The sequence below is a fragment of the Bradyrhizobium sp. USDA 4474 genome (assembly GCF_054057515.1).
In genome coordinates this window covers 2,184,560-2,211,231 of sequence record NZ_JBSRZJ010000002.1, presented here as the reverse complement: position 1 = coordinate 2,211,231, position 26,672 = coordinate 2,184,560, and the positions used below count along the sequence as shown (strand labels likewise).

The window sequence follows — 26,672 nt, the reverse complement described above, 5'->3', positions numbered from 1 at the left end:
CGAATCTTTACAAGGCGCTTCGGCTTGTCCGGAGCGCCTTATCTCCTTGTTGGTTCCGTTCTTTTGCACATACTCAACCAATATTAAACGCTTTGCGGTGAAGCTGGCCCCATTCTGAATGGCGCATCACGCCTCGTGCGCGCCCTCCCTGTATGAAGGCCTGTTTTCATGGATGATCTGTTGCGGGAGTTTCTGACGGAGACCAGCGAGAGCCTGGACACCGTCGACAATCAGCTGGTGAAGTTCGAGCAGGAGCCGAACAACGCCAAGATCCTGGATAACATCTTCCGCCTGGTCCACACCATCAAGGGTACGTGCGGCTTCTTGGGTCTGCCGCGGCTTGAAGCGCTGGCGCATGCCGGCGAGACCCTGATGAGCAAATTCCGCGACGGCATGCCGGTGACGGGTGCGGCGGTGACGCTGATCCTGTCCTCGATCGACCGCATCAAGGAGATCCTCGCAGGTCTCGAGGCCACCGAAGCCGAGCCCGAAGGCAACGACCGCGATCTCATCGACAAGCTGGAAGCGATGGTCGAGCAGGGCATGGCCGCCATGTCGGCGTCGGCTTCGCCGATCGCGTCAGGCTCGGCGCAGCCGATGCCGGCCGCGGGCGCCGCGGCTGCCGTTGCCGTTGCCGACGCGCCGCCGCTGGTGCCGGAAGCACCAAGCGCTGCGCCGGCCAAGGAGATGACCACGGGCACGCTGATCGAGCAGACGCTGGAGCGCCCCTTGCGTCCGGGCGAAGTCTCGCTCGACGAGCTCGAGCGCGCCTTCCGCGAGACCGCGATCGAAGCGCCTGCGCCGGTTGCCGGGGCTGAAGCGAAGGCCGAGCCCGCTGCTGCAGCCCCGGCTGCCAGGGAAAAGGAAACCAGCAAGGAAATTGCAAAGCCGGTCAGGGAGAAGGCCGCGCCGAAGAAGTCGATGGCCGACGAGGTGGCTTCCGAAGGCGAGCGCATCGCCAACCAGTCGATCCGCGTCAACGTGGATACGCTGGAGCATCTGATGACCATGGTCTCCGAGCTGGTCTTGACCCGCAACCAGCTGCTGGAGATCTCGAGGCGCAACGAGGACACCGAGTTCAAGGTGCCGTTGCAGCGCCTCTCCAACGTCACCGCCGAGCTGCAGGAAGGCGTCATGAAGACGCGCATGCAGCCGATCGGCAATGCCTGGCAGAAGCTGCCCCGCATCGTGCGCGATCTCTCATCCGAACTCGGCAAGCAGATCGAGCTGGAGATGCACGGCGCCGACACCGAGCTCGACCGTCAGGTGCTCGACCTGATCAAGGACCCGCTCACCCACATGGTGCGCAACTCCGCCGATCACGGCCTGGAGACCCCCGCCGAGCGCACCGCGAACGGCAAGGGCGAGCAGGGCACCATCCGCCTCTCCGCCTATCACGAAGGCGGCCACATCATCATCTGCATCGCCGACAACGGCCGCGGCCTCAACACCGAGAAGATCAAGGCCAAGGCGATCTCCTCCGGTCTGGCCACCGAGGCCGAGCTCGAGAAGATGTCGGAAGCCCAGATCCACAAGTTCATCTTCGCGCCCGGCTTCTCCACCGCGGCCGCCATCACCTCGGTATCGGGGCGCGGCGTCGGCATGGACGTGGTCCGCACCAACATCGACCAGATCGGCGGCACCATCGACATCAAGTCGGTCGCCGGCGAGGGCTCGTCCGTCACCATCAAGATCCCGCTGACGCTGGCGATCGTCTCGGCCCTGATCGTGGAGGCCGCCGGTGACCGCTTTGCGATCCCGCAGCTCTCGGTGGTCGAGCTGGTGCGCGCCCGCGCCAACAGCGAGCACCGCATCGAGCGCATCAAGGACACCGCGGTGCTGCGGCTGCGCAACAAGCTGTTGCCGCTGATCCACCTGAAGAAGCTCTTGAAGATCGACGACGGCGCGGCGTCCGATCCCGAGAACGGCTTCATCGTGGTCACCCAGGTCGGCAGCCAGACCTTCGGCATCGTCGTCGACGGCGTGTTCCACACCGAGGAAATCGTGGTCAAGCCGATGTCGACGAAGCTGCGTCACATCGACATGTTCTCGGGCAACACCATCCTGGGCGATGGCGCGGTCATCATGATCATCGACCCCAACGGCATTGCCAAAGCGCTCGGCGCCGCCGGCTCCTCGGCCCACGACATGGGCGATGACAATGGCGCGCACCATATCGGCTCGGGCGAGCAGACCACTTCGCTGCTGGTGTTCCGCGCCGGCTCCAACCAGCCCAAGGCGGTCCCGCTCGGGCTCGTCACCCGCCTCGAAGAGCTCCCCGCCGACAAGATCGAGTTCAGCAACGGCCGCTACATGGTGCAGTACCGCGAGCAGCTGATGCCGCTCGTCTCCATGGACGGCGTCACCATCGCGAGCCAGGGCGCCCAGCCGATCCTGGTGTTCGCCGATGACGGCCGCTCCATGGGCCTCGTCGTCGACGAGATCATCGACATCGTCGAGGAACGCCTCAACATCGAGGTCGGCGGCTCGGCCAGCGGCATCCTCGGCTCGGCCGTGATCAAGGGCCAGGCCACCGAGGTGATCGATGTCGGCCACTTCCTGCCCATGGCGTTCGCCGACTGGTTCACCCGCAAGGAGATGAAGCCGTCGATGCATTCGCAGTCGGTGCTGCTGGTCGACGACAGCGCCTTCTTCCGCAACATGCTGGCGCCGGTGCTCAAGGCCGCCGGCTACCGTGTCCGCACCGCGCCGACCGCGCAGGAGGGCCTGGCCGCCCTGCGTGCGCAGAGCTTCGACGTGGTGCTGACCGACATCGAGATGCCCGACATGAACGGGTTCGAGTTCGCGGAAACGATCCGCTCCGACAGCAATCTGGGTGCGATGCCGATCATCGGCCTGTCCGCCCTGGTGTCGCCGGCGGCGATCGAGCGCGGCCGTCAGGCCGGCTTCCACGACTATGTCGCCAAGTTCGACCGTCCCGGTCTGATCGCGGCGCTGAAGGAGCAGACCGCGGGCGCCGCCGGTGCCTCCGAGCTGAGCCGGGCCGCGGCGTAACAGCATGATCCGGACAAGTGTGATGCGGTTTTCCGAAATGATCATGCTCAAACCAGAGAGCGGCGAGGGACCAGGGGAGACGGTATGAGCAAGAAGACCCAGATCGGCGAAGGCGCCATGGTCGAATACGTCACCGCGATGATCGGCGGCCAGCTGTTCGGCCTGCCGATCTCGCGCGTCCAGGACGTGTTCATGCCGGAGCGCGTCACCCGCGTTCCCCTGTCCTCGCACGAGATCGCAGGCGTTCTGAACCTGCGCGGCCGCATCGTCACCGTCATCGACATGCGCGCCCGTCTCGGCCTGCCCAGGGACGAGGACGGCAAGACGCCGATGGCGGTCGGTGTCGACCTGCGCGGCGAATCCTATGGCCTCCTGATCGATCAGATCGGCGAGGTGCTGCGCCTGCCCGAGGATGGCAAGGAAGAGAACCCGGTCAACCTCGACCCCCGCATGGCCAAGCTCGCCGGCGGCGTTCACCGGCTCGACGGACAGCTCATGGTCGTCCTCGACGTCGATCGCGTGCTCGAGCTCGCGCCCGAGATGATGGCGGCCTGATACGGCGGCGTTGCCGCCGACCGCCAAGCAATTGGAAATGCCCCCGCCAAGGGGACAGGAGGTTCACATGCGAACGTGTCTCGTCGTTGATGATTCCAGCGTCATCCGCAAGGTTGCGCGCCGGATCCTGGAAGGCCTCGACTTCCAGATTCTCGAAGCCGAGGATGGTGAGAAGGCGCTGGAGGCCTGCAAGCGCGGGTTGCCCGATGCCGTACTGCTCGATTGGAACATGCCGGTCATGGACGGCTATGAGTTCCTCGGCCATCTGCGTCGGATGCCCGGCGGCGACCAGCCCAAGGTGGTGTTCTGCACCACCGAAAACGACGTCGCGCATATCGCGCGCGCGCTGCATGCGGGTGCCAACGAGTACATCATGAAACCGTTCGACAAGGACATCGTCACGGCGAAGTTCCAGGAAGTCGGCCTTATCTGAGCGAACGCCGGAGGCTGGACGGCTCCTTCGGCGATTGTCTTCAACTGAACCGTTTCAGTCTGAGTTGGTGAGTAATGAGTGTTGCGTTCGCAGGTAATTCGACCACGGGCCCGTCGCGCGAAGCGGGACCGCTGCGGGTGATGGTCGTCGACGACTCCGTCGTCATCCGTGGCCTCATCTCGCGCTGGATCGGCGCCGAGCACGACATGGAGGTCGCGGCCTCGCTGCGCACCGGGCTCGAAGCGGTCAACCAGATCGAACGCATCAATCCTGACGTTGCCGTGCTCGACATCGAAATGCCCGAGCTGGACGGCCTCTCGGCGCTGCCGCAGCTGCTCGCGAAGAAGCGCGATCTCGTCATCATCATGGCCTCGACGCTGACCCGCCGCAACGCGGAGATCAGCTTCAAGGCGCTGTCGCTCGGCGCGGCCGACTATATTCCGAAGCCGGAATCGACCCGCGAGACCTCCGCCGCCGATATCTTCCATCACGACCTGATCCAGAAGATTCGTCACCTCGGCGCACGGCTGCGTCGGAAGCCGGCCGTGGCGAGCCCGCCGCTGGCGCCCGCGAGCTCTGCTGTACCGATTGCACGTCCACCTGCCGTCGCGCGGCCTGCTGCGGCGCCCGCATCGTCTCCGGCCGCCCCGCATGCCCTGTTCTCAGGCACGGTGACAACGCGTCCGTTCTCGACCCAGACGCCGAAGGTGCTGTTGATCGGCTCCTCGACCGGCGGCCCGCAGGCGCTGATGGCGCTTGTCGCCGAGCTCGGCCCGGTGATCGACCGTTACCCGGTGCTGATTACCCAGCACATGCCGCCGACCTTCACCACCATTCTCGCCGAACATCTGGCACGTACGAGCCGTAAGCCTGCAGCCGAGGCTGTTGACGGCGAGCAGGTCAAGCCGGGTCGCATCTATCTCGCGCCTGGTGGCAAGCACATGCGCGTCGTGCGCAGCGGCGCGGACGCCGCGATCGCGCTCGACGACGGTCCCGCCGTCAATTTCTGCAAGCCCGCGGTCGATCCGCTCTTCACGTCCGCCGTCGATGTCTGGCACGGCAACATCCTCTCCGTAATCCTGACGGGCATGGGCTCGGACGGCATGCGCGGCGGCAAGGACATCGTCGCCGCCGGCGGCAACGTGATCGCGCAGGATGAAGCGTCCAGCGTGGTCTGGGGCATGCCGGGTGCGGCTGCCCATGCCGGCATCTGCGCGGCGATCCTGCCGCTCAACCAGATCGGCGCCAAGGTCAACCGCCTGTTCGCGGGAGACCGCTCGTGACGCCCGCTGACTACGATTATCTGCGCAAGTTCCTGAAGGAACGCTCCGGCCTCGATCTCTCGCCCGACAAGCAATATCTGGTCGAGAGCAGGCTGTTGCCGCTGGCCCGCAAGGCGAGCTTGCCCGGAATCTCCGATCTCGTGCTGAAGATCAGGAACGGCGACGGAAGGCTTGCGACCGACGTGGTCGAGGCCATGACCACGAACGAGACGTTCTTCTTCCGTGACAGGATCCCGTTCGATCATCTGCGCGACAGCATCGTGCCTGGCCTGATCAAGGCCCGCGCGGCACGCAAAAGCTTGCGCATCTGGTCGGCGGCGTCGTCGACCGGGCAGGAGCCCTATTCGATCGCGATGTGCCTGAAGGAGATGGGCGCAGCACTCGCCGGCTGGCGCATCGAGATCGTTGCCACCGATTTGTCGCAAGACGTGCTGGAGAAGTGCAAGACTGGCATCTACAGCCAGTTCGAGGTGCAGCGCGGCCTGCCGATCCAGCTCCTGATGAAATACTTCACGCAAAGCAGCGACGTCTGGCAGCTTAATGCCGATGTCCGGTCGATGGTGCAGTTCCGCCAGCTCAATCTGTTGCAGGACTTCTCGCATCTCGGCACGTTCGACGTGATCTTCTGCCGCAACGTGCTGATCTATTTCGATCAGGACACCAAGGCCATGATCTTTGAACGCATGGCGAAGGGCCTGGAAGCCGACGGCACGCTGCTGTTGGGCGCTGCCGAGTCCGTGGTCGGGATCACCGACGCGTTCCGCCCCGCGTCCGACCGCCGTGGTCTCTACCAGCTCAATCCCGCGCGCTCCGGCCGTCCGATGGGTGGGCTGATGCCGCAGCCATTGAAGGTCGCCGCGGCGCGGTAATCATCTCCCCGTCATTCCGGGGCCGCGCCCAAGTGCGAAGCCCGGAATGACGCATCGCTCACAAGATCGCGTGCGGCAGAAAGCGCGAGCCGTTGCCCGTGATCGGGCTCCCGTCTTCGCGGATCGAAAGCCCGCACGGCGCGTGGTTCACGAGCCAGCTTCCGATCACCGGATAGACACCCGAAAAGTTCGGCAGCGGCGACAGCGCCTGGCGCACGAAACCTTCGGCGCCGTAGGGGCCGGCGTGCTCGTCGAGGGACATTCCAGCCGAGACCAGTGTGACGTTGGCGCCCTCGCGCGACAGCAGCGGCTTGCGGACGTAGGAGCTGCCGAGCTCCGCGGCGCGCGGGTCGTCCTCGAAGAAGGACGGCAGCAGATTGGGATGGTTCGGAAACATCTCCCAGAGCAGCGGCAGGATGCCCTTGTTGGAGAGCACCGCCTTCCACGGGGGTTCGATCCAGCGTGTCGGCGCGCCGCTAAGCTTTGCGCCGAAAGCGTCGTGGAACATCCATTCCCAGGGATACAGCTTGAAAACCAGCTTCATGACGTTGTTATCGAGATCGACGAAGCCGCCGACGTCGTCACGCCAGCCGATCTCTTCGATGTCGAGCAGCGTCGTCGACAGGCCTGCCTGACGCGCGGTGTCTTCGAGGTAAGCAAGCGTGCCGGCGTCTTCCTCGTTGGCGGTGGTGCCGGTGAGGTGCAGATGCGTGGTCGCGGCAACTTCCTTCCACGCAGCGATCAGCCGCTCGTGGATCGAGTTGAACTGGTCGGCGCGCGCAGGGATGATGCGCCGCTCGATCGCCTGCTCGAGCCAGGTCCATTGAAACACCGCGGCCTCGAAGATCGAGGTCGGCGTATCCGCGTTGTATTCGAGCAGCTTTGCCGGAGTTTGACCGTCAAAGCTAAGATCGAGACGGCCATACAGGCTGCGGTCGTCGCGCTCCCAGCTCTCGGAGATGAGATCCCAGAACGCGTCCGGAATCTTCAAGCGCCGCAAGTGCTGCTCGTTGCCGATCACCCGGCCGGCGAGCTCCAGGCACATCGCATCGATCTCGCCGGTCGGGGTTTCGATCGAGCGTTCGATCTCATCGAGCGTGAAGGCGTAATAGGCGCGCTCGTCCCAATAGCGCTCGCCATCGATCGTGTGGAAGGCGAAGCCGCATTGCTCGGCCGTCTGTTGCCAGTCGTCGCGCTCGGGACAAATGATGCGTTGCATGTGTCAGCCGCCACCGTGCCCGCCGTGGCCACCATGACCTTGACCATGATTGCTACCGTGCATGCGGTGCAGCGTGCCGCCGAAGCCGCCATGGCTCGGCCGGCAATACGGCTTGCCGTCGATACCGGGCACGGCTTCGAGCCCGGAGCCGCAGGGACGCTCGCGCCTGGTGAATCCCGTCGAGATGGCGCTGACCGCGGCGCTTCCCATCAGCGTGAGCATGACCCTTCGCGAGCGTTTCATGGTGCGTCCTCCCGCGCGTCTTAAACCGGACCGGCGCGCGGTGTTGTTCAAAACCTCGCGTGTCAACTGCCGCCCGAGAAAGCATGCGCGAACGATCCGAAGCCGCCGCGCGTGACGCCGCCGGAACCTCCATCGGACGAGCCGCCGGACGAGGAATGACTCGGGGAGTCGGTGCTGGAGAAGCCGGACCGCGACGACCAGTGCGAGCTTCCCGACGAGCCATGGCCGCTGCTGCTGCAATCGGTCACCGTTGGTGTTGCCGCGGCCGCGCCAGGCGCTGTCACCCCGGGCGGTGTCGTTCCGGCCGGCATGGGATCGCAACTCCGCCGCGGCATCAGCGTGTAGGCGCTGGCGCCGACCGCGATCGTCCCCATCACCAGCAGGGCGACGTGGCCGGAGCGCTTCACCGGCTCCCGCGGTGCCGACGCTAATGCCGCCGGCCTGCGCTTGCCGAAATCCTTGGGAGGAGGCTTCGCGGGCATGGTCAGTAGATCATGCAGGCGGCGTTCAGGAGGCCGGCAGCAAGCGAGGACAGGCCGAGCCAGATGGCGGGCGCGAGCTCACCCGCGGCGATCCGGCCCGACAGGTTCGGCACCGGGATCTTGACGATGTAGAATACGGCGACCTGCACGATCAGGGCGATTGCAGCCCAGACCAGGCAGTCCAGCACGTTGACGGAGTGCGCGATCGCGCTGAACAGCGGCGCCACGAAGCCGAGCAGGCTCAGGCCGAGCGCAATCGCCGCGGCAGGATCGTTGTCACGGATCAGCTGGAACTCGTTGTGCGGTGTGATCCGCGTGTACACGAACAGATATGCCACTATCGCAATCAGCCCCGTGCAGAAATAGACCAGGAAGGCGGGCAGGCCGGCGAGCGATTGCAGGATCATGGGAGGTCCAAATTTGGCGCCTGCGAATTCTGGCACGATCGCTTGGTCGCTGCACCGGGCCGATAGGTTCGATCCCCAGAAACAACCTGGCTGCCCGGCGCGCGCGGCGCACTGCACAAATTATCGGGCCAAATGAAATGCGTCTCGATGTCGTGCGGCGTTTCTGGACGGCGTTTCGTAGTCTCCTTCGTGCTTCCAACCCTCGGTATTCGGATTCATCATCGGCTTTGCGATGATCGGATGACTGCGGGAGGGGCAGCGCGCTGCCCGGTCCGGCCGGCCGCCTCGCCACACCGGTGCTGCCCCGTGCATGACGTGACCAAAAAACAAAACCCCGCCATTTGCGGCGGGGTCCAGGCTGGGAGGAGCGAGCCCGACTGGGGCGCGCGACGTAAACCCGGAGATCAGGCGGGAATGCGCTCTTCGTGCTCGTGCGGCTCGCGCAGCACGTAGCCGCGGCCCCACACGGTCTCGATGAAGTTGCGGCCCTCGGATGCGTTGGCGAGCTTCTTGCGGAGCTTGCAGATGAAGACGTCGATGATCTTCAACTCGGGCTCGTCCATGCCGCCGTAGAGGTGGTTGAGGAACATTTCCTTCGTGAGGGTGGTGCCCTTGCGGAGCGAAAGCAGCTCCAGCATCTGATATTCCTTGCCGGTCAGATGCACGCGCTGGCCACCGACTTCGACCGTCTTGGTGTCGAGGTTGACCACGAGGTCGCCGGTCTGGATGACCGACTGGGCGTGTCCCTTGGAGCGGCGCACGATCGCGTGGATGCGGGCAACCAGCTCGTCTTTATGGAAGGGCTTCGTCATGTAGTCGTCGGCGCCGACGCCGAGACCCTTGACCTTGTCCTCGATGCCGGCGAGGCCGGAGAGGATCAGGATCGGTGTCTTGATCTTGGAGACCCGAAGCTGCTTGAGCACGTCGTATCCGGACATGTCGGGCAGGTTGAGGTCGAGAAGGATAATGTCGTAATCGTATAATTTACCGAGATCGACGCCTTCTTCCCCCAAATCGGTCGTGTAGACGTTGAAGCTCTCAGACTTCAGCATCAGCTCGATCGACTGCGCGACGGCGCTGTCATCTTCAATCAGCAAAACGCGCATGCCAGTTCCCCATAGTCGCCGCTCCTGGGCGTCAGGTCGGCCGCATTCGCGGCACTCAACAAAACGCCTTTGAACAACTGATTCGGATCCTGACAACAGATGGTTAACAAATCCTGATTCTGGAACGCAAGTCCCCCCGGTGCAATTTTTGTCGAATCGCCCTAAGGTCTTGCGCGTGAAGCAGCTTTCGTTATCCGACTCCGTTCAAGTTCCACTTTAAGAGTCGGGTCTAACCGACTCCCGCGACTCAGCCTTCTTCTGAAGGGGAGCCACGCTCAGTCACAAAGACAGTGACGCAATGATTAATGATGCGGGTAAACACGAAGTTAAGCGCCGTTCAGAAATATGGCGAAATTTAAGGGTTTTGCCGTGAAAGCCCGGATGATGAAAGCGCACGCCCCATGAAGGCTTTGGCCGAACAGATCGGCGATATCGACGGCGTCAACATCTATGGCCGTGTGGTCGGCGTTCGCGGCCTGATGGTCGAGGTGGCCGGACCCATTCACGCGATGTCGGTCGGCGCGCGTCTCGTGATCGAGACCGGCGCCAACCGGTCCATTCCCTGCGAGGTGATCGGCTTCTCCGGCAACAATGCTGTCGTGATGCCCTTCGCCGGCCTGGACGGCGTGCGTCGCGGGTGCAAGGCGGTGATCGCCAACGCCGCCAATCAGGTGCGTCCGTCGTCGGCCTGGCTCGGCCGCGTCGTCAATGCGTTGGGCGAGCCGATCGACGGCAAGGGCCCGTTGCCGCAAGGCGCCTCGCCGATGCCGTATCGGAATGCGCCGCCGCCGGCGCATTCGCGCAAGCGTGTCGGCGCGCCGCTGGATCTCGGCGTGCGCGCCATGAACACCTTTCTCACCTGCTGCCGCGGGCAGCGCATGGGCATCTTCGCAGGCTCCGGCGTCGGCAAGTCGGTGCTGCTCTCGATGCTCGCACGCAACGTCGATGCGGCGGTCAGCGTCATCGGACTGATCGGCGAACGCGGCCGCGAGGTGCAGGAGTTCTTGCAGGACGATTTGGGCGAGGAGGGGCTTGCGCGCTCCGTCGTCGTGGTCGCGACCTCTGACGAGCCGGCCCTGATGCGGCGGCAGGCGGCGTATCTGACGCTCGCGGTGGCCGAATATTTTCGCGACGAGGGCCAGGACGTGCTCTGCCTGATGGACTCGGTGACGCGCTTCGCCATGGCCCAGCGCGAGATCGGGTTGTCCGCCGGCGAGCCGCCGACCGCCAAGGGCTACACGCCGACCGTCTTCACCGAGTTGCCGAAGCTTTTGGAGCGCGCCGGTCCGGGCCTCGGCGAAGGCGCCATCACCGCGATCTTCACGGTGCTGGTCGACGGCGACGATCATAACGAGCCGATCGCGGATGCGGTTCGCGGCATCCTCGACGGCCACATCGTGATGCAGCGCTCGATCGCCGAGCGCGGCCGCTACCCCGCCATCAACATCCTCAAATCCGTGTCGCGCACCATGCCGAAATCGGCGGATCCGCAGTTCTGGCCTGTCATCCAGAAGGCGCGGGCAGTGATGGCGACTTACGCTGACATGGAGGAGCTGATCCGGCTCGGCGCCTACCGCGCCGGCTCCAGCCCCGAGGTCGACGAGGCGATCCGGCTGCACGAGCCGCTCGAAGCCTTCCTGCGCCAGCGCAAGGACGAAAATGCGTCATTGGCCGACGGCTACCGCCAATTGGCGCAAATCCTCGGTAATTTGGAAACGGAACGCTAACTTTGTCCCGTCATCATCCGATCCCACAGAGTAGCAGAACCGGTCTTGGCCATTATGGGGCCTGTGGGCAGACCGGTGCCGTCCCAATGTGTGTGTGTCTTGCAGCCAAGGGACTTCTGGGGAGTACGAGTCGATGAAGTCACGTGATACCCTCATCCGCCTGAAAAAGTTTCAGGTCGACGAGAAGCGCCGCCGGGTCGCCCAGATCGAATCCATGATCGCCGACTTCCAGCGCATGTCGATCGATCTTGATCGCGAGATCCAGACCGAGCAGGACCGCGCCGGGATCAATGACCCCGCGCATTTCGCCTATCCGACCTATGCCAAGGCCGCCATCCAGCGCCGCGAGAACCTGACCCGCTCGGCCGACGAGCTCAGGGGCCAGCTCGAGGAAGCCAAGGCCGCGCTCGGCGAAGCCTTCGAGGAGCTGAAGAAGGTCGAGCTGCTGGACGAACGCGACCAGGCCCGCGAGCGCGCCGAGGAAAATGCCCGCGAGCAGGCGGATCTCGACAGCATCGGTTTGATGCGCTCCCGCATCGGCGCTGTCGCCTAAAGGCAGCCGGCGGTCAAAAGCACGAGCGAATTTGCGAGCCCGGACCCGCAAGGTCCGGGTTTTTGCGTGCGCTGTCCACAGCGTGCCGCGCCGCCCCTTGGTGACGGGCTCGGCCGCGCGCTATGGTAGCGGATGGTTCGCCTCGCCCCGCTTGCGGGGAGAGGAGTAGGCCGCCTTCCGGCGGCCGTGTTAGTGGTAAAGGGCGCCGAAGCAAAAGCTTCGGCTATGTCGCATCGCCGGATGCGATCCGGGTGAGTGGGGCTCTCCGCGAATCCTCTGCAACCTCCCTTGCGGAGACTCCCCCTCACCCTAGCCCCTCCCCGCAGGCGGGAGAGGGGGCAAGATTAGGGGGCTGAATGCTGACGCCAGCAGAGCTGGTCGAGCTGATTGAGGCGGTGGCGAAGCGCGATCAGGCGGCGTTCGAGCGCCTCTATGGCGCCACGCGCGCGAAACTCTATGGCGTCGTCAACCGTATCTTGCGCCGACAGGATCTCGCAGAGGAGGTCATTCAGGAGACCTACGTCAAGATCTGGAACAGCGCCGGCCAGTTCAACCCGACGCTGTCGTCGCCGATCACGTGGATGGCGTCGATCGCGCGCAACCGCGCCATCGATATCGTGCGCAGGAAGACGGAAGCCTCCATCGAGGAGCAGCCGCAGGCGATGGAAGTTGCCGCCGACAGTCCCGATCCCCTGGCGCGCCGGGAGATGTCCGAGGAATTGAAGCGGCTCCTGGAATGTATCGGCCGGCTCGAGCCGGACCGTCAGCGGCTGGTGCTTCTCGCGTACTATAACGGCTGGAGCCGCGAGCAATTGGCGGAGAAATTCGCAGCGCCAGTCAACACGGTGAAGACGTGGCTGCGCCGCAGCATTTTGGATATCCGGGAGTGCCTCGGACTTTAGAGGATGATGAGAGTGTCTAGGCTGTCGCGGCGTTCTTGCTTCACCTCTCCCGTAGGGAGAAATCGGATTGCATCGCAAGATGCAATCCGGGTGAGGTGTTGCACTCTCTCATCGGACCTGAACCCGTCACCCGATTTGTGCGCGACGATGTTTCGCCTCATCAGGCGCAGATCGACCTCTCCTCACGGGAGAGGTGAAGGAAAGTGATGGCTTACAGCGAGGACCATATCGCGCTCGCCGCGGAATATGCGCTCGGCACACTCGATGCCGACGAGCGCGCGCAGGTCGCCACCATGATGGCGGTGGATCCGGAGTTCGCGGCCGTCGTGCAGAGCTGGGAATACAGGCTCGGCGTCCTCAACCAGATGGTTGGCACGATCGAGCCGCGGCCGATCGTGTGGGAGAACATCAGGCGCGAGATCGCGCTGTCGGTGTCGTCGCAGGATTCGACCGGGACACCGCCGGTGCTGCCTGAGGCGCTGCCGCCACCGCCGGAGCCCGCTTCGCCGCAAGTCTCATCCCCGGAACCTGCCTCGCCGGATGCTCCGCCGCTTGAAATGCAGCCACAGGCGCCACCTGAATCCGGCTCGGACGCCATTCCGATTTTTCCGCCGCAATTCGTGCCGCAGACCCATGCGCCCGATCCGCATGTTGCGCCGGTAACGCCCGCGCCTGTCGTCGATGACGCTAACGTGGTCTCTCTCCAGCGCCGCGTGAAGCGCTGGCGCACGATCGCCTCCGCCGTGGGCGCGCTCGCGGCCGCGCTGCTGGTGACGCTGTCGCTTCAGATCCTCCAGCCCGATGCGCTTCCCGGCGCGCTGCGCCCCGCGCCACGCATCCAGGCGGTCGAGGTCAAGACGCCGGCCGCGCCGCTGTCCTCGCCCGCGCAATATGTCGCCCTGTTGCAGGGCCAGAGCGGCGGTCCTGCCTTCATCCTCACCATTGACGGCGCGACCAAGAACTTCACGGTGCGCAAGGTCGGTGCGACGCCGGAACCGGGCAAGAGTTTTGAGCTCTGGCTGATCTCCGACAAGCTGCCGCGCCCGCGTTCGCTGGGCGTGATCGGCAACGGCGAGTTCACGGCACGTCCGCTGCTCGCCGGCTATGATGCCGATGTGGTCAACGGCGCCACCTATGCCGTCACCGTCGAGCAGTCCGGCGGCTCGCCCAACGGCCAACCGACCTCGGCGCCGGTATTCTCAGGCAAGCTGATCGAGACCGTGCCGCCGTCCCAGCCGCAGGCGCCCGCGAAGAAGTAGCGGCAAAAGGGTGCCGAACTGTCGCCACCGTCCATTCCGCGGTCGCAATCCGACAAGTCCCGCCGAATCCGTCCCTGGTTTGAACCTCGATGCATTTCCCGGCGTCAAATGCCCGGAATTTGCAGTCCGCGCCGCCGATGATGGTGCCGGAGAGGGGCTAGAAATCAGATGGATGCAGCCAAGCCGCCAGGCATTTTTATCCACCAATATACCGGGTTGCCGCAGGGCCCGGCCTTCGAACATTGGCGTGAGCGGGCGCTGGGGGCTTGTGGCCTCGAGATCGGTCCGAGCCATGGCGAGAGCATCGATTGCCGCCTGCAGGTCAGCGTGGTCGACAATATCGCGCTCGCCATTCCCGAAGGCACCTCCGCGCAATATTCGCGCACCCAGAGCGGCCTCGCCGACGGCAGCGACGATCTGGTGCTGATCGCGGCGCATGCGGGTCTCGTCAACGTCAGGCAGAACGGCCACACGGTCGACCTTGCGCCGGCGCAGATGGTGCTCGCCGACATGAGCATCACCGGCAGCGTCGGTCACACCGACGAGAACCGCTTCACCACCATCCGAATGCCGCGCCGCGCGCTGCTCGACATCAATCCGCGCGCCGAAGAGAAGCTGTCGCAGGTGCTGTCCGACGGCGCCGTCGCCGAGACCATCTTCCGCTATCATGCGCTGGCTGCTCATCACGCGCCGCATCTCGACGCGGTCGGCCAGCGCCTGACGGCGCAACACATGGTCGATCTCGTCGGCCTCTTGCTCGGCACCGACGCCGAACATGCGGCGCTCGCGCGTGGTCGCGGCCATGCGGCGGCCCGTCTCGATCTCATGCGCGCCGACGTGATGGCAGCCCTCGGCCGCAACGATCTCTGCCTGTCCGAGGTCGCGACCCGCTCGGGGCTCAGCCCGCGCCAGGCGCAGCGGCTGTTCGAGCAGGCGGGCACCACCTTCACCGAATTCGTGCTCGAGCAGCGCCTGCTGCAGGCGCGAAAGCTGCTCGGCGATCCCCGCGCGCGAGCGCGCAAGATCAGCGACATCGCGCATTCCTCGGGCTTTTCCGATCTGTCCTATTTCAACCGCGCTTTCCGCAAGCGTTTTGGTGCGACCCCGTCGGAGCTGCGCGAGGCGCGAGCCTCCCGATCTTGTGCTGAGGCGCTGCGGCCGCATTTGGTCGAGCGGGGTGAATGAGCTATACCTGTCCGCGCGAATAGATCGCCGGATTGCAGGGTTAGCGAAGTCAACGGACATGGCGCGTATCGTCGTGCTCGGCGCCGGATTTGCTGGCCTGTGGGCGGCCATTGGTGCCGCGCGCATGCGCGATGAGATCGGTAACGCCGGCCGCGACATCGAGATCCGCCTCATTGACCGCAATCCCTACCACAACATCCGGGTGCGTAATTACGAGGTCGATCTCAGCGAGGTCGCGCTGCCGCTGTCACAATTGCTCGATCCTGTTGGCGTCACGCACGGGATCGGCGAGGTCGAAGCCATCGATCCGGCGCACCGCGAAATTTCGCTGGTCACGAGCAGCGGCGATGAGACGCTGCGCTACGATCGTCTCGTGCTTGCGCTCGGCAGCGAAGTGATGTGGCCGAATATTCGAGGTCTCGCCGAGCACGCGTTCGACGTCGACACCTACACTGCGGCGCTTCGGCTGGAAGATCATCTCACCTCGCTCGGACGTAGCGCGCCCTCGCCGGGACGGTCGACCATCGTGGTGGTTGGCGCCGGCTTTACCGGCATCGAGGTCGCCGCCGAGATGCCTGAGAGGCTGGTGCGCGCCGGCATCACCGGCAGCCGCCGCATCATCCTGGTCGATTCAAGTCCCGCGGTCGGCGCCACCATCGGCGGCCACGCGCGTCCCGTCATCGAGACGGCGTTGTCGTCGCTCGACGTCGAGACGCGGCTTGGCGTGCGCCTCGCGTCGGTCGAGGCTTCAGGTGTTCGCTTGAGTTCAGGCGAATTCATTCGCACCCAGACGGTGATCTGGTGCGCCGGTCTGCGCGCGAGCCGGCTCGCCGAAAACTTTCCAGGCGCGCGCGATCGCCTCGGGCGCCTGCTGGTCGATCCCTTCATGCGGGTGGCGGACCTGCCCGGCGTCTTCGCCGCCGGCGACGTCGCCTCCAGCGTCGTCGATGGCTTGCATCCGACCGTGATGTCCTGCCAGTTCGCCCGCCCCATGGGCCGCTTCGCCGGCCACAATGTGGTCGCCGATCTCGTCGGCCGGCCGATGCTGCCGCTGCGGATCGACTGGTACGTCACCGTGCTCGATCTCGGCGATTGGGGCGCGCTCTACACGGAGGGCTGGGATCGCCAGGTGCGGACCACGGGCGCCGCCGCCAAGGCGACCAAGCAGACCATCAACCGCAAGCGCATCTATCCGCCGCTGACGGGTAGAAGGGATGAACTGTTTGCTGCCGCGGTGCCGATGGTGCAAGCACCGCCGCCGACTTATGGGGCAAAGCGACGTTGAGCTCGCCCGCGTTGTTTCGGTCCCGACGTGCTTGGACTCCCGGCACAGCGCCGCCAATTTGTTCAAACGCAATCCGGCTCGGAGAAATCTATCCGCGGAGAGATTCTGGATTGCTTCGCGCGGCCTCCTTCAGCACTGCGCTGCGTCCGGGACATGAGTGGCCCCAGACATGAGAAAGCGCCCGTGGGGGGCGGGCGCTTTCCGTAGTCGACTTGGGGTTGGGGTCGTCTACATATCCACGTGGCGACTTTGGGGGGCTGGTAAAGAGCCGCGTGAATTCCTGAAACTCAAAATCTCCTTAGCGAACGAGCGATGCGTTCGAGCTGGTGATCACAACCGGCTTGCCGGCCTTGATGACGCGAGCAGTCTGGGTCAGGCCTTCATCCGAACTCGTCCGCGCAGAGATGCCAAAGCCCGCGAGTGCGATCCCGGCAAAGAGCGCCACGGCCACCACCTTCAGGTGGGTCGAGCGATCTGCGCTGTAGATCGAGTGGTTCATGGAAGCCTCCTGCCGCCATCTACCCGAAGTAGTCGCCAGCCAGTTCGGGCAGGTTCATTGCTTCCGGTGCCCAACAACCTAGTAGTGGGGGGATTCGTTCCCAAGAGGCCATCACAACAGCGTGACAGGACGTGAAGGATCGCGATTAAAAAGTAAGTCGCGATCCTTAAATTGTATAACTATTTCAATGTTGTAAATAGCTTCTGGGGCGGCTTGTCCGCATTTGGTCGACAAGGCGCCCGGAACTCAGAAACCATTTGCCTGTGGCTGAAAAACACACGGCTTCTTAAGGCAAATCAGATGCTTCCGACCGTTTTCAGTCTCGCTCTCGGGTGGATTTCGGCCTGCGACAGCACGGTCGTCTGGGCCCGGAACCGCTCGACCAGGGAGCGGACGAAGGGACGAATTGCCGCAGAGGTGACCAGCACCGGCGCCTCGCCTTCGCGGGCGGCGCGCTCGAAGGCCTCCCGCACCGCGGTCATGAACTCCGACAGCTTGGATGGCTGCATCGCGAGGCTGCGCTCCTCGCCCTGGCCGATGATGGATTCGGCAAAGGCCTGCTCCCACCGCGCCGACAGCGCGATCAGCGGCAGATAGCCGGCATAGGAGGTGTTCTGCGCACAGATCTGTCGCGCGAGCCGGGCGCGGACATGTTCGACCATGGTCGCCGGATTGCGCGAGAAGGCGAGCGAGTCGGCGATGCCTTCGAGGATGGTCGAGAGGTCGCGGATGGAGATGCGCTCGGCGAGCAGCAATTGGAGCACGCGCTGGATGCCGGAGACCGTGACCTGTCCGGGGACGATGTCCTTGACCAGCTCGCTCTGCTCCTTCGGCAGCTCCTTGAGCAGCTTCTGCACTTCGCCATAGGACAGCAGGTCCGACATGTTGGCCTTGAGCAGCTCGGTGAGATGGGTCGAGAGCACGGTCGCGGCGTCGACGACGGTGTAGCCCTTGAGCGAGGCTTCTTCCTTGAGGCTGGCGTCGACCCAGGTCGCGGGCAGGCCGAAGGTCGGCTCGGTGGTATGGATGCCGGGCACCTGCACCTGGCTGCCGCCGGGATCCATGACCATGAACTGGCTCGGCCAGATCTTGCCGGTGCCGGCGTCGACCTCCTTGATCTTGATGATGTAGGTGTTGGCCTCGAGCTGGACGTTGTCGAGGATGCGCACCGCCGGCATCACGAAACCCATCTCGATCGCGAGCGAGCGGCGCAGCGCCTTGATCTGCTCGGTGAGGCGATCGGTGCCGTCGGGGCCGTTGACGAGCGGCAGCAGCGCATAGCCGAGCTCGATCTTGAGGTCGTCGATCTTCAGCGCGGCGGAAATCGGCTCCTCCGCCGCTGCAGCGCCCGGTGCACCCGGTGCGCCGGCCACCGGCGCGGCCTTGGCTGCTGCCTCGGCCGAGGCCGAGGTCTTCTTGTGGTTGCGGGCCTGCCAGGCCAGCGCGCCGGCGCCGGCGCCGAGCGCGAGGAACGGGATGGTCGGAATGCCCGGCAGCGCGGCCAGCACCAGCATGACGGCCGAGGACATCGCCAGCGCCTGCGGATAGCCGGAGAACTGCTTCATCAGCGCCTTGTCGGCGGCGCCGGAGACGCCGGCCTTGGAGACCAGCAGGCCCGCCGCGGTCGAGACGATCAGCGCCGGCACCTGGGTGACGAGGCCGTCACCGACGGTCAGCAGCGTGTAGCTGCGGCCGGCATCGGCAAAGGACAGGCCCTGCTGCGCCACGCCGATGATCATGCCGCCGACCACGTTGATGAAGACGATCAGCAGGCCCGCGATGGCATCGCCGCGCACGAACTTCGAGGCACCGTCCATGGCGCCGAAGAATCCGCTCTCGTCCTCCAGCGCCTTGCGGCGCTCCTTGGCGACCTTCTCGTCGATCAGGCCGGCGCCGAGGTCGGCGTCGATCGCCATCTGCTTGCCCGGCATGGCGTCGAGGTGGAAGCGGGCGGCGACTTCGGCGATGCGGCCCGAACCCTTGGTGATGACGACGAAATTGACGATGATCAGGATGGCGAAGACGATGATGCCGATGACGAAATTGCCGCCCATCACGAAGCTGCCGAAGGCTTCGATGACGTGACCGGCCGCGTCCGTGCCCTCGTGGCCGTGCGACAGGATCAGACGGGTGGAGGCCATGTTGAGCGACAGCCGCAGCATGGTCGAGATCAGCAGGATGGTCGGGAAGGCGGAGAATTCCAGCGGCGCCTGAATGAACAGCGACGTCATCAGGATCAGGATCGAGAGCGTGATCGAGATCGCCAGGAACAGGTCCAGCACGACCGATGGCAGCGGCAGGATCAGCACCACCAGGATGGTCAGGATGCCGAGTGCCAGCGCGATGTCGCCGCGCTTCAGGATGGTGATGATTTCGGAGAGGGAGGGGATCCCGGGCTTCGCTGCGCCTACGCCCTGTCCCGCGGTGACGTCGACCATGGTAGCTGCCTCCCCGCGCGACTGCCGTCCGCGCGCCCCAAACGTCTGCGCGGCGGCCGACGGGCCGCCGTTCCGAAAGTGAGGCACCGCACTGGCGTCCACGGGGTTCCTCCCGTTCTACGCGACCGACGACACTCGACTTCACCCGGCAATTTTTGCCCGGTGTATGGTTAGCAAAGGGTTAACAAAGGGTGCGGGAGGAGGTCAGGCCGGGGTATTTCGGGGCGCTCCGCGGTGTCATTCCGGGGCGGGCTTGCGCCAAGGTGCGCCCCGGATTGACGGAGGGGCCTATTTCGCCTTCTGCAGCTTCGTCACAGTGTATCCCGACGCCTCCTCCTCGGCCTCGAACGACACCTTGTCGCCGACCTTCACTTGCTTCAGCAGGGCCGGGTCCTTGACGCGGTAGACCATGGTCATGGGCTCATCCATGCCGAGGCTCTTGGCGGCGCCGTGCTTGAGCGTGATCTTGCCTGCGTTCTCGTCGATCTTCTTGACCTCGCCGCTGATCGAGGCGGCTTGCGCGAGCGCGCCCATGGTCAGGCCCAGCGTCAGGGCGAGCGCTACGGCGGTGCGGATGATCGGCTTCATTGACGTCTCCATCGTCTTCATTTCACGGTGACGTGGCCGACCATGCCGTAGTCGCGATGGTCGGGAATCAGGCAGGAAAATTCGAAGGTGCCGGGCTTGGTGAACTTCCAGACGATCTCGGCCGTCTTGTTCGGCGCCAGCCGCACCCCGTTCGGATCGTCGTGCTCCATGTGCGGATGCTTCTTCATCACCTCGGCATGCGCGAGATTTTCCTTCGTGGTGGCGAGCAGGAATTCGTGATCCTCCTTGCCGACATTGTGCAGCACGAAGCGGATCTGCTCGCCGCGCTTGACCGTGATGGTCGACGGCTCATAGGCCATCTCGCTCAAGGCGATCGCGATGGTGCGTGCGGGCTTGTTGGGATCACCGGGCTCGCCGGCCGAAAAGGAGCCGTGATGCTCATGGGACAGCGCGGGCGGCGTCGCAAATGCGGTCAGCGCGAGTGCAAGTTTGATCGTCTTCATCTTGTTCTCCGGTTGGGTCTTCATCGAAACACTCACATTTTCATCTGTGCGCCGGCGTGGCCGGTTGCCGTGCCGGCTCCGCCGCGGGCGAGGCGACCTCGTAGGCGACGGTGCCTTGCGGGAATTGATAGGGGCCGGGATCGCGATAATCGTCGCGCGCGAGGTCCTGGCGGATTTTCATCACCGTGAACATGCCGCCCATCTCGATCGGGCCGAACTGGCCGGCGCCCGACATCATCGGCAGCGTGTTGTCGGGCGCGGGCATCTCCATGTTGCCCATCGCCATGCCTGACTGCCCCATCACCATGGCGTCGGGCGCGAGCTTGCCGACGGCCTTGGCGAGATCCTTGCGCGAGACGCCGATCATGTTGCGCATGTCGTGGCCCATCGCATTCATGGTGTGGTGCGATTTGTGGCAGTGAAACGCCCAGTCGCCGGGATTGTCGGCGAGCACATCGAACACGCGCACCGCGCCGACGGGAACGTCGGTGGTCGTCTCAGGATATTGCGCGCCCTCGGGAACCCAGCCGCCGTCGGTGCAGGTCACGGCAAAACTGTGGCCGTGCAGATGAATCGGATGGTTGGTCATGCTGAGATTGCCGATGCGCACGCGCACCTTGTCGCCGAGCCGCACCGGTAGCGGATCGATGCCGGGAAACACCCGCGCATTCCAGGTCCACATGTTGAAATCGGTCATCTCGTTGACGCGCGGCAGATAGGTGCCGGGATCGACGCGATAGGTGCTCATCACGAAGACGAAGTCGCGATCGACGGGCCGGAAATTCGGATCGCGCGGGTGCACGACGACCATGCCCATCATGCCCATCGCCATCTGCACCATCTCGTCGGAATGCGGGTGGTACATGAAGGTCCCGCTCTTCTTCATCTCGAACTCGTAGACGAAGGTCTTGCCGGGTGGAATGTGCGGCTGATTCAGCCCGCCGACACCGTCCATACCGCTCGGAATGATCATGCCGTGCCAATGCACGGTGGTGTATTCTGGCAGGCGGTTGCTGACGAAGATGCGAACCTTGTCGCCTTCGACCGCTTCGATGGTCGGCCCCGGCGACTGGCCGTTATAGCCCCAGAGATTCACCTTCATGCCTTCGGCGAATTCGCGCACCACGGGTTCGGCCACGAGATGGAACTCCTTCCAGTCGCCGTTCATGCGGAACGGCAGCGTCCAGCCGTTGAGTGTGACGACGGGGCGATAGTCCGGACCGCTGGTGGGGTGCAGCGGCGGCTGCATCACCGCCTTGTCCATGTGAACTGCTTCCGGAATCGATGCGGCCTGGACGCGGCCGCTGACGGCTGACGCGCTGACGAGCGCGGCGGTGCTCAAAAATGCGCGGCGGGAAAACATGCTGACCTCCATCTCAGTGACCGCCATCGACAGGGGCGGCGGCGATATTGGTTGGATTGTCGCCGCCGGACGCAGGCGCGCCGCCGCCGTTGACGGCGGTCTGCAACTCGGATTGGGCGAGGAAGAAGTTTTGCCTGGCGTCGATCGCACCGCGCAGTGAGGCGAGGCGCTGCCGCGCCTCTGTCAGCAGCGCGAAGATGTCGACCTGCATGCTGGAGAAGCGCAACTGCATCTCCTCGGTGATGATTTTGCGCAACGGCAATATCTCGCGCTGATAGTGGCCAGCGATGTCGTAAGTCGAGCGATAGATCCGATAGGCATCGCGCGCTTCCGAGCGGACGTTCACGGCGCGCTCGGTCAGGCGGTTGAAGGCGAGGTTGTAGGTCTCCGCGGCTTGCCTCACGCGCACCTCGCCGCCATCGAAGATCGGGACCTGGAACTGGACATCAAAGCCGCGCTCGCGGAACGGCGCGCCCTCCGGGTCCTGGGTCCGGCGGGAGATCCCGGCGAGATCGAGCAAGGTGACGAAGCGGGTTGCTTCAGTCACGTTCAACGACTTCGCCAGGGCCGTCAGCCCCAGCCGCGCGATCTGCAAGTCGATGCGGTGCGCGACAGCGTCGGCCTCGATCGAGGGCAGGGTCTCCGGCCGGCGCGGCAGCGGCGGCAAAGCGTTGGGCAGGCGGAAGTCGAGACGCTCGTCCCACAGCCCCATCAGCCGCGCCAGTTTTTCGCGCGCGCTTGCCGCCGCCTGGCGCGCGGAGGCGAGATCGGCGGTGGTCTCGGCGTAGAACACCTGCTCACGCGCCTGGTCGAGCTTGCTGACCGAGCCGGTCTCGCCGAGTTTCACGGCGAGTTGCGCGGTCGATTCCGCCGTTGCTTTCGCGTCGGTCAGCAGCACAACCATCTCGTTTGCGGCGACCGCGCGGACGTAAGCGCGTCGCACATCGGCGGCGAGCCGCAGCGTCGCCAGCGCCGCGCGCAATTGCGCCTGGCGAAAGCCCTCGCGCGCGATGTCGGAGCGAAATGGCAGCGTAGCCAATGCCAGGATATCGCCGACCACCTGGCGCTCGATCTCGCTGGCGCCATTGCCTGAGATGCGCGAGATCGAGAATACCGGATTGGGCGGCAGGCTCTGCTCGACCAGATCGGTCTCGGCCAGCGCCAGTTCGTTATAGGCGGCCTGCAGCCCCTTGTTGTTGAGCAGTGCGATCTGCACGGCGGTCTCGGCGCTCAGTGTCCGCGACAGCAACCGGCGAACGCGCCCGTCGACCGCACCGGCTCCTTCGGCGGTACGTACGAAGGCGACGTCCTTGTTGATGGTCTGGCTCGTCAGCTCCGAGACACCGGTCATGCCGCTGTCGGGCGAGAACGCGGCGCAGCCGGAGAGGCCAAGCGCAGCGAGAACGAGCAGCCCTCGCGCCAAATGATGTGACATATGATGTGTCATGGCGCGCTCCTAGCGGCCTTGCTTCGGCGCTGGCGCGACGGCGTCGTTGCGGCCGCGCCATGGTGCCGGCGTCGAAGGCCGCAAGGTCACGTAGGGCGCGACTGTCGAGCGATAGCCGACGTGCGCGACCTTTGCCGCAGGATCGGCCGGATCGACGGCGGCAATCGACGGCGTCGCGGGCATGCAGCCGGACAGCGCCAATGCGGCGAGGGCCAGCAGCGGCCAATGCAATCGCAAATGTCCTCCACGCGCCACAGATGCGGCGGCGGACTTCGCCCCGAGAAGCGTAAGCATGAATAATCCCTGATCTGTCTGGAGACCACAGGTTCGCGCGCGCGGGAACGCGCGTTCGGCCTGACGTCGTCGCGTGTCAGATCAGGTGATGGGAGGGCGGTAGTGCCGGGGTGGCGCCGCACTGTGCAGACTTACCACGATCTCGGGCACACAGGCGGACACCGGCTGCTGCGGCTTGGCGACATCAGGCAGGTCGGCCGGTAGCGCGCTCGCGCACATCATGGCGCAGCACGGGCCGAGATGGCCCTTGCTTTGATGATGGTGCGGGCCGGGCGCGTCCTGCGCCTGCTGATGAGCGTGCATGCCGGCGCGGTCGTGTGTCACGTCGCCATGGATGTGGCTGGCCGACATCTCATGATGCGCTGGCAAGAGCACGGGATCGTCCTCGAAGCACGGCGAGGCGCCGCTGCCCCAGGCGAGGCTCGCGGCCGGCGCGAGCACGCAGAACAGATAAGCGAGGGCGATGATCCGCCCCACCCTGATCCGCATCGATCGCGTCATCCGCAGCAACATTCCGACAGCATGCTCTTCCGCGCGGCATTGTTGCGCCCGCAGATTGCAAAGTAATGGCAAAGCGGCGTTTCGCCAAGCTCCTTCTTACCGCAGCGCACCGCGCATGCCCAATATCGCGGCACGATGCTTGACCAAGAGGCGTTCAGCGAACATGGTCCGCGTCGTGCACGCACCAAATCACCCAGCACAGAAACCGGCCTCTTTCACCCCTGATTCGCGTCAGGCCTGGGTGCGGCTTTTGCTCGCACTGGTGATCGGCTCGATCGGCAGCGTCGGGATGTGGGCTGTGGTCGTGGTGATTCCCCTCGTACAGACCGAATTCGCCGCCACACGAGGCGCGGTGTCGCTCGCCTTCACACTCATGATGTTCGGCTTCGGCCTCGGCGGCGTGATTGCAGGCCGAATCACCGACCGGTTCGGGATCGTGCCGGCGATGGCGATCAGTATCGCCTTCCTGGGCATCGCTAACGTACTGGCCGGGCTGTCGACGCAGCTTTGGCAATTCGTGGCGGCCTACTTTCTCGTTGGTCTCGGCACCTCGGCCACCTTCGCGCCGCTGATGGCTGAGGCCTCGCACTGGTTCGAGCGTTATCGCGGGCTCGCGGTGACCATCGTGGCAAGCGGCAACTATGTCGCGGGCACGATATGGCCGCCGATCGTGAGCTACGGCATGAATGCCGTGGGCTGGCGCACCACTCACATCGGTATTGGCCTCGTCTGTGCGAGCCTGATGGCTGTGCTGGTGCTGGTCCTGCGCACGCAGATGGGCGACGACAAGGTCCGCAATCACGCCAATGCGCCGCCGCCGCGGGTCGATCTCAAGCTCTCGACCAACACGCTGACGGTGCTGCTCTCGATCGCCAGCATCTCCTGCTGCGTCGCCATGGCGATGCCGCAGGTCCATATCGTCGCCTATTGCGGCGATCTCGGTTATGGCGTGGCGCGTGGCGCCGAGATGCTGTCGCTGATGATGGCCTGCGGCATCGTCAGCCGCATCGGCTCGGGCTATCTCGCCGACAAGATCGGCGGCATCCGCACGCTGCTGCTCGGGTCACTGGCGCAAGGCTTCGCGCTGGTGTTCTATTTGTTCTTCGACAGCCTCACCTCCCTATACCTGATTTCCGCGATGTTCGGCCTGTTCCAGGGCGGCATCGTGCCGAGCTACGCCATCATCGTGCGCGAGGCGATGCCGGCCCGTGAAGCCGCAACCCGCGTCGGCATCGTGATCTTCGCCTCCGTGTTCGGCATGTCCTTCGGCGGCTGGGTCTCCGGCATCATCTTCGATGCCACCGGCTCCTACGCGGCAGCGTTTGCCAACGGCGTGGCATGGAATGCCCTCAATGTCGGCATCGTCTTGACGCTGCTGATCCGCTCACGCATGAGTTCGGTCAAGACAGGACCGAATTTCGCAACTTAGACCGCCTGTCCCGCCTTCAACAGGGAGCAGCCGGTGATCTTGTAGCTGCCGTCCGGCTGCTGCTCGAGCGTGTAGAGCGCTTCCCAGGCTTCGCCATTGGCGTCGATGATGTGAACACGCTGCGCAATCGCGCTGCCTTCGGTCCTGCTGTCGCCGAACTCAAAGCTCTTGTGGCGGTAGACGGGGGCGTAGCCGTTCTGCACCATCGACATGAAGATGTCGGGTGCGGGAAAGAGCTGCTTGATTGCCGGCGCGGCATAGGAATAGGCGGCGGTCGCATCGTCATGGACGAAGGCCTGCTCCTGGGCGCGGATCACCCCTTGCGCTGTCGTGACGTCGTCAGCGCGAGCGGTGAGGGGGCTGAAGGCAACAGCAAGGGCGACGACCACGGCTGCGATGCGCATGACAGGCTCCCGTTGATATGCCGGCGATGCCGACCCTAACACATCGCCGCGCCTACCGCTTCCGCTTCGGCGGCGATTTCGCTGGCGCGGCGGCACGCGCCTTGGGCTTGGACCCTGGCTGCAGGCGCAGGCCGTCGACGAAAACGTCAAGAAGCCGCTTCGCCGTTGACTGCCAGCCGGGCTGGTCATGGATGTAGCACATGCCGAAGAACGCGCGCAGCAAGTCCTCGGGACTGATGTCGGCGCGCATCGCACCGGCCGCGGCTGCGCGATCGAGCAGTGAGCCGATCGCCTTGGTCAGGCGCTCGAAGGAGAAGGCATGCAGCTCGGACCCGCTCTGCACCGCGAGCGCCAGGGCTGCCACCATGCCCTTCTTGGTGGCGACGAATTCGACACCCGAGCGCAACCAGCGCCGGAGCGCATCGACCGGATCCTTGGCGCTCTTCAACTGCTCGGCAAGCTCGCTGAGCTGCTCGACCTCGCGCCGGTAGACTGCCTCGAACAGATCCTCGCGCGTCGGAAAATGCCGGTAGAGCGTTCCGATGCCGACGCCGGCGCGCTTGGCTACGGCCTCGAGGCTTGCTTCGGAGCCGCCTGCGCTGAACACAGCCTTGGCCGCTTCGAGCACACGCTCGCGATTGCGCACGGCATCGGCGCGGGGCTTTCGGGCCTGGTCGGTGTGGTCGTCCATATCAGGCAATGTAGATCACGAATTGGTTAGA

27 protein-coding genes are annotated in these 26,672 nt (G+C 64.8%); 12 read left to right on the top strand and 15 right to left on the bottom strand.

Translation table 11 applies throughout. From position 1 onward, the window contains the following. Nucleotides 1–168: 168 nt before the first annotated feature. The 5 genes from ACVW16_RS12190 (at nucleotide 169) to ACVW16_RS12170 (ending at nucleotide 6,155) form a co-directional block, all read left to right on the top strand. Nucleotides 169–3,015 carry a hybrid sensor histidine kinase/response regulator gene (locus tag ACVW16_RS12190; protein ID WP_456737385.1) on the top strand — a complete coding sequence of 949 codons (2,847 nt, stop codon included), beginning with the start codon at nucleotides 169–171 and terminating at the stop codon, nucleotides 3,013–3,015. Nucleotides 3,016–3,099: 84 nt separating this feature from the next. Further along, nucleotides 3,100–3,570 carry a chemotaxis protein CheW gene (locus ACVW16_RS12185; protein ID WP_456699457.1) on the top strand — a complete coding sequence of 157 codons (471 nt, stop codon included), beginning with the start codon at nucleotides 3,100–3,102 and terminating at the stop codon, nucleotides 3,568–3,570. Between the two features lie 67 nt (nucleotides 3,571–3,637). Next, nucleotides 3,638–4,003 carry a response regulator gene (locus ACVW16_RS12180; protein WP_007600538.1) on the top strand — a complete coding sequence of 122 codons (366 nt, stop codon included), beginning with the start codon at nucleotides 3,638–3,640 and terminating at the stop codon, nucleotides 4,001–4,003. A 74-nt stretch (nucleotides 4,004–4,077) separates the two neighbouring features. Beyond that, entirely contained in the window at nucleotides 4,078–5,286 is a 1,209-nt protein-coding gene (locus tag ACVW16_RS12175; RefSeq protein WP_456699456.1) for a protein-glutamate methylesterase/protein-glutamine glutaminase, read from the top strand. Continuing rightward, on the top strand, nucleotides 5,283–6,155 hold the full coding sequence (locus tag ACVW16_RS12170; protein WP_456699455.1) for a CheR family methyltransferase: 873 nt from the start codon (nucleotides 5,283–5,285) through the stop codon (nucleotides 6,153–6,155). Before ACVW16_RS12175 ends, ACVW16_RS12170 begins: the two co-directional genes overlap by 4 nt. Before the next feature lie 58 nt (nucleotides 6,156–6,213). Here the strand turns inward: ACVW16_RS12170 and ACVW16_RS12165 are convergent, their stop codons facing one another. The 5 genes from ACVW16_RS12165 to ctrA all read right to left on the bottom strand — a co-directional run bounded on the left by ACVW16_RS12165 (nucleotide 6,214) and on the right by ctrA (nucleotide 9,612). Further along, complete coding sequence (locus tag ACVW16_RS12165) at nucleotides 6,214–7,374, bottom strand: glutathionylspermidine synthase family protein (protein ID WP_456737386.1); 1,161 nt, start codon at nucleotides 7,372–7,374, stop codon at nucleotides 6,214–6,216. 3 nt (nucleotides 7,375–7,377) lie between these two features. Further along, nucleotides 7,378–7,617, bottom strand: coding sequence for a hypothetical protein (locus ACVW16_RS12160; protein WP_456699453.1), 240 nt, complete (start codon nucleotides 7,615–7,617; stop codon nucleotides 7,378–7,380). Between the two features lie 62 nt (nucleotides 7,618–7,679). After that, on the bottom strand, nucleotides 7,680–8,099 hold the full coding sequence (locus ACVW16_RS12155; RefSeq protein ID WP_456699452.1) for a hypothetical protein: 420 nt from the start codon (nucleotides 8,097–8,099) through the stop codon (nucleotides 7,680–7,682). Between the two features lie 2 nt (nucleotides 8,100–8,101). Continuing rightward, on the bottom strand, nucleotides 8,102–8,506 hold the full coding sequence (locus ACVW16_RS12150) for a DUF350 domain-containing protein (RefSeq protein ID WP_456699451.1): 405 nt from the start codon (nucleotides 8,504–8,506) through the stop codon (nucleotides 8,102–8,104). Between the two features lie 404 nt (nucleotides 8,507–8,910). Then, complete coding sequence (ctrA, locus tag ACVW16_RS12145) at nucleotides 8,911–9,612, bottom strand: response regulator transcription factor CtrA (protein WP_008138878.1); 702 nt, start codon at nucleotides 9,610–9,612, stop codon at nucleotides 8,911–8,913. Nucleotides 9,613–10,013: 401 nt separating this feature from the next. Here ctrA and fliI point away from each other — a divergent pair, with 401 nt between their 5' ends. The 6 genes from fliI (at nucleotide 10,014) to ACVW16_RS12115 (ending at nucleotide 16,523) form a co-directional block, all read left to right on the top strand. After that, nucleotides 10,014–11,339 carry a flagellar protein export ATPase FliI gene (fliI, locus tag ACVW16_RS12140; protein ID WP_456699450.1) on the top strand — a complete coding sequence of 442 codons (1,326 nt, stop codon included), beginning with the start codon at nucleotides 10,014–10,016 and terminating at the stop codon, nucleotides 11,337–11,339. 133 nt (nucleotides 11,340–11,472) lie between these two features. Further along, nucleotides 11,473–11,892, top strand: a complete 420-nt coding sequence (gene fliJ, locus ACVW16_RS12135; RefSeq protein WP_092233733.1) for a flagellar export protein FliJ — start codon at nucleotides 11,473–11,475, stop codon at nucleotides 11,890–11,892. A gap of 356 nt (nucleotides 11,893–12,248) precedes the next feature. Continuing rightward, on the top strand, nucleotides 12,249–12,794 hold the full coding sequence (locus ACVW16_RS12130) for a sigma-70 family RNA polymerase sigma factor (RefSeq protein ID WP_456699449.1): 546 nt from the start codon (nucleotides 12,249–12,251) through the stop codon (nucleotides 12,792–12,794). 206 nt (nucleotides 12,795–13,000) lie between these two features. Then, complete coding sequence (locus ACVW16_RS12125) at nucleotides 13,001–14,053, top strand: anti-sigma factor (protein ID WP_456737387.1); 1,053 nt, start codon at nucleotides 13,001–13,003, stop codon at nucleotides 14,051–14,053. A gap of 168 nt (nucleotides 14,054–14,221) precedes the next feature. Next, nucleotides 14,222–15,238, top strand: coding sequence for an AraC family transcriptional regulator (locus ACVW16_RS12120; RefSeq protein ID WP_456737388.1), 1,017 nt, complete (start codon nucleotides 14,222–14,224; stop codon nucleotides 15,236–15,238). A gap of 58 nt (nucleotides 15,239–15,296) precedes the next feature. Continuing rightward, entirely contained in the window at nucleotides 15,297–16,523 is a 1,227-nt protein-coding gene (locus ACVW16_RS12115; RefSeq protein ID WP_456737389.1) for an NAD(P)/FAD-dependent oxidoreductase, read from the top strand. 298 nt (nucleotides 16,524–16,821) lie between these two features. Here ACVW16_RS12115 and ACVW16_RS12110 read toward each other — a convergent pair whose 3' ends face one another. From ACVW16_RS12110 to ACVW16_RS12075, 8 genes are all read right to left on the bottom strand, one after another. Beyond that, nucleotides 16,822–17,022 carry a hypothetical protein gene (locus tag ACVW16_RS12110; protein WP_092233715.1) on the bottom strand — a complete coding sequence of 67 codons (201 nt, stop codon included), beginning with the start codon at nucleotides 17,020–17,022 and terminating at the stop codon, nucleotides 16,822–16,824. 296 nt (nucleotides 17,023–17,318) lie between these two features. Next, nucleotides 17,319–19,460 carry a flagellar biosynthesis protein FlhA gene (flhA, locus tag ACVW16_RS12105; RefSeq protein WP_456699445.1) on the bottom strand — a complete coding sequence of 714 codons (2,142 nt, stop codon included), beginning with the start codon at nucleotides 19,458–19,460 and terminating at the stop codon, nucleotides 17,319–17,321. Nucleotides 19,461–19,748: 288 nt separating this feature from the next. Further along, nucleotides 19,749–20,048, bottom strand: a complete 300-nt coding sequence (locus ACVW16_RS12100; protein ID WP_456699444.1) for a copper-binding protein — start codon at nucleotides 20,046–20,048, stop codon at nucleotides 19,749–19,751. Between the two features lie 17 nt (nucleotides 20,049–20,065). Then, nucleotides 20,066–20,512 carry a cupredoxin domain-containing protein gene (locus ACVW16_RS12095; RefSeq protein ID WP_456737390.1) on the bottom strand — a complete coding sequence of 149 codons (447 nt, stop codon included), beginning with the start codon at nucleotides 20,510–20,512 and terminating at the stop codon, nucleotides 20,066–20,068. A gap of 40 nt (nucleotides 20,513–20,552) precedes the next feature. After that, entirely contained in the window at nucleotides 20,553–21,875 is a 1,323-nt protein-coding gene (locus tag ACVW16_RS12090) for a copper oxidase (protein ID WP_456737391.1), read from the bottom strand. Nucleotides 21,876–21,888: 13 nt separating this feature from the next. Beyond that, nucleotides 21,889–23,310 (bottom strand): TolC family protein, encoded by a 1,422-nt coding sequence (locus ACVW16_RS12085; protein ID WP_456738289.1) that lies wholly within the window; start codon nucleotides 23,308–23,310, stop codon nucleotides 21,889–21,891. A 21-nt stretch (nucleotides 23,311–23,331) separates the two neighbouring features. Further along, nucleotides 23,332–23,616: a hypothetical protein gene (locus ACVW16_RS12080; protein ID WP_456737392.1), complete on the bottom strand. Its 285-nt coding sequence runs from the start codon at nucleotides 23,614–23,616 to the stop codon at nucleotides 23,332–23,334. A gap of 81 nt (nucleotides 23,617–23,697) precedes the next feature. Then, entirely contained in the window at nucleotides 23,698–24,105 is a 408-nt protein-coding gene (locus ACVW16_RS12075; protein WP_456737393.1) for a hypothetical protein, read from the bottom strand. Between the two features lie 175 nt (nucleotides 24,106–24,280). On the opposite strand from ACVW16_RS12075, the gene ACVW16_RS12070 reads away from it, so the two are divergent. Further along, nucleotides 24,281–25,546 carry an MFS transporter gene (locus ACVW16_RS12070; protein WP_456738816.1) on the top strand — a complete coding sequence of 422 codons (1,266 nt, stop codon included), beginning with the start codon at nucleotides 24,281–24,283 and terminating at the stop codon, nucleotides 25,544–25,546. Here ACVW16_RS12070 and ACVW16_RS12065 read toward each other — a convergent pair. Together ACVW16_RS12065 and ACVW16_RS12060 are read right to left on the bottom strand one after the other, a co-directional pair. Then, nucleotides 25,543–25,950 (bottom strand): DUF4864 domain-containing protein, encoded by a 408-nt coding sequence (locus tag ACVW16_RS12065; protein ID WP_456737395.1) that lies wholly within the window; start codon nucleotides 25,948–25,950, stop codon nucleotides 25,543–25,545. The genes ACVW16_RS12070 and ACVW16_RS12065 overlap by 4 nt on opposite strands. 52 nt (nucleotides 25,951–26,002) lie before the next feature. Further along, a complete protein-coding gene (locus tag ACVW16_RS12060) occupies nucleotides 26,003–26,641 on the bottom strand; it encodes a TetR/AcrR family transcriptional regulator (protein ID WP_456699437.1) in 639 nt (212 codons plus the stop codon). Between the last annotated feature and the right edge of the window lie 31 nt (nucleotides 26,642–26,672).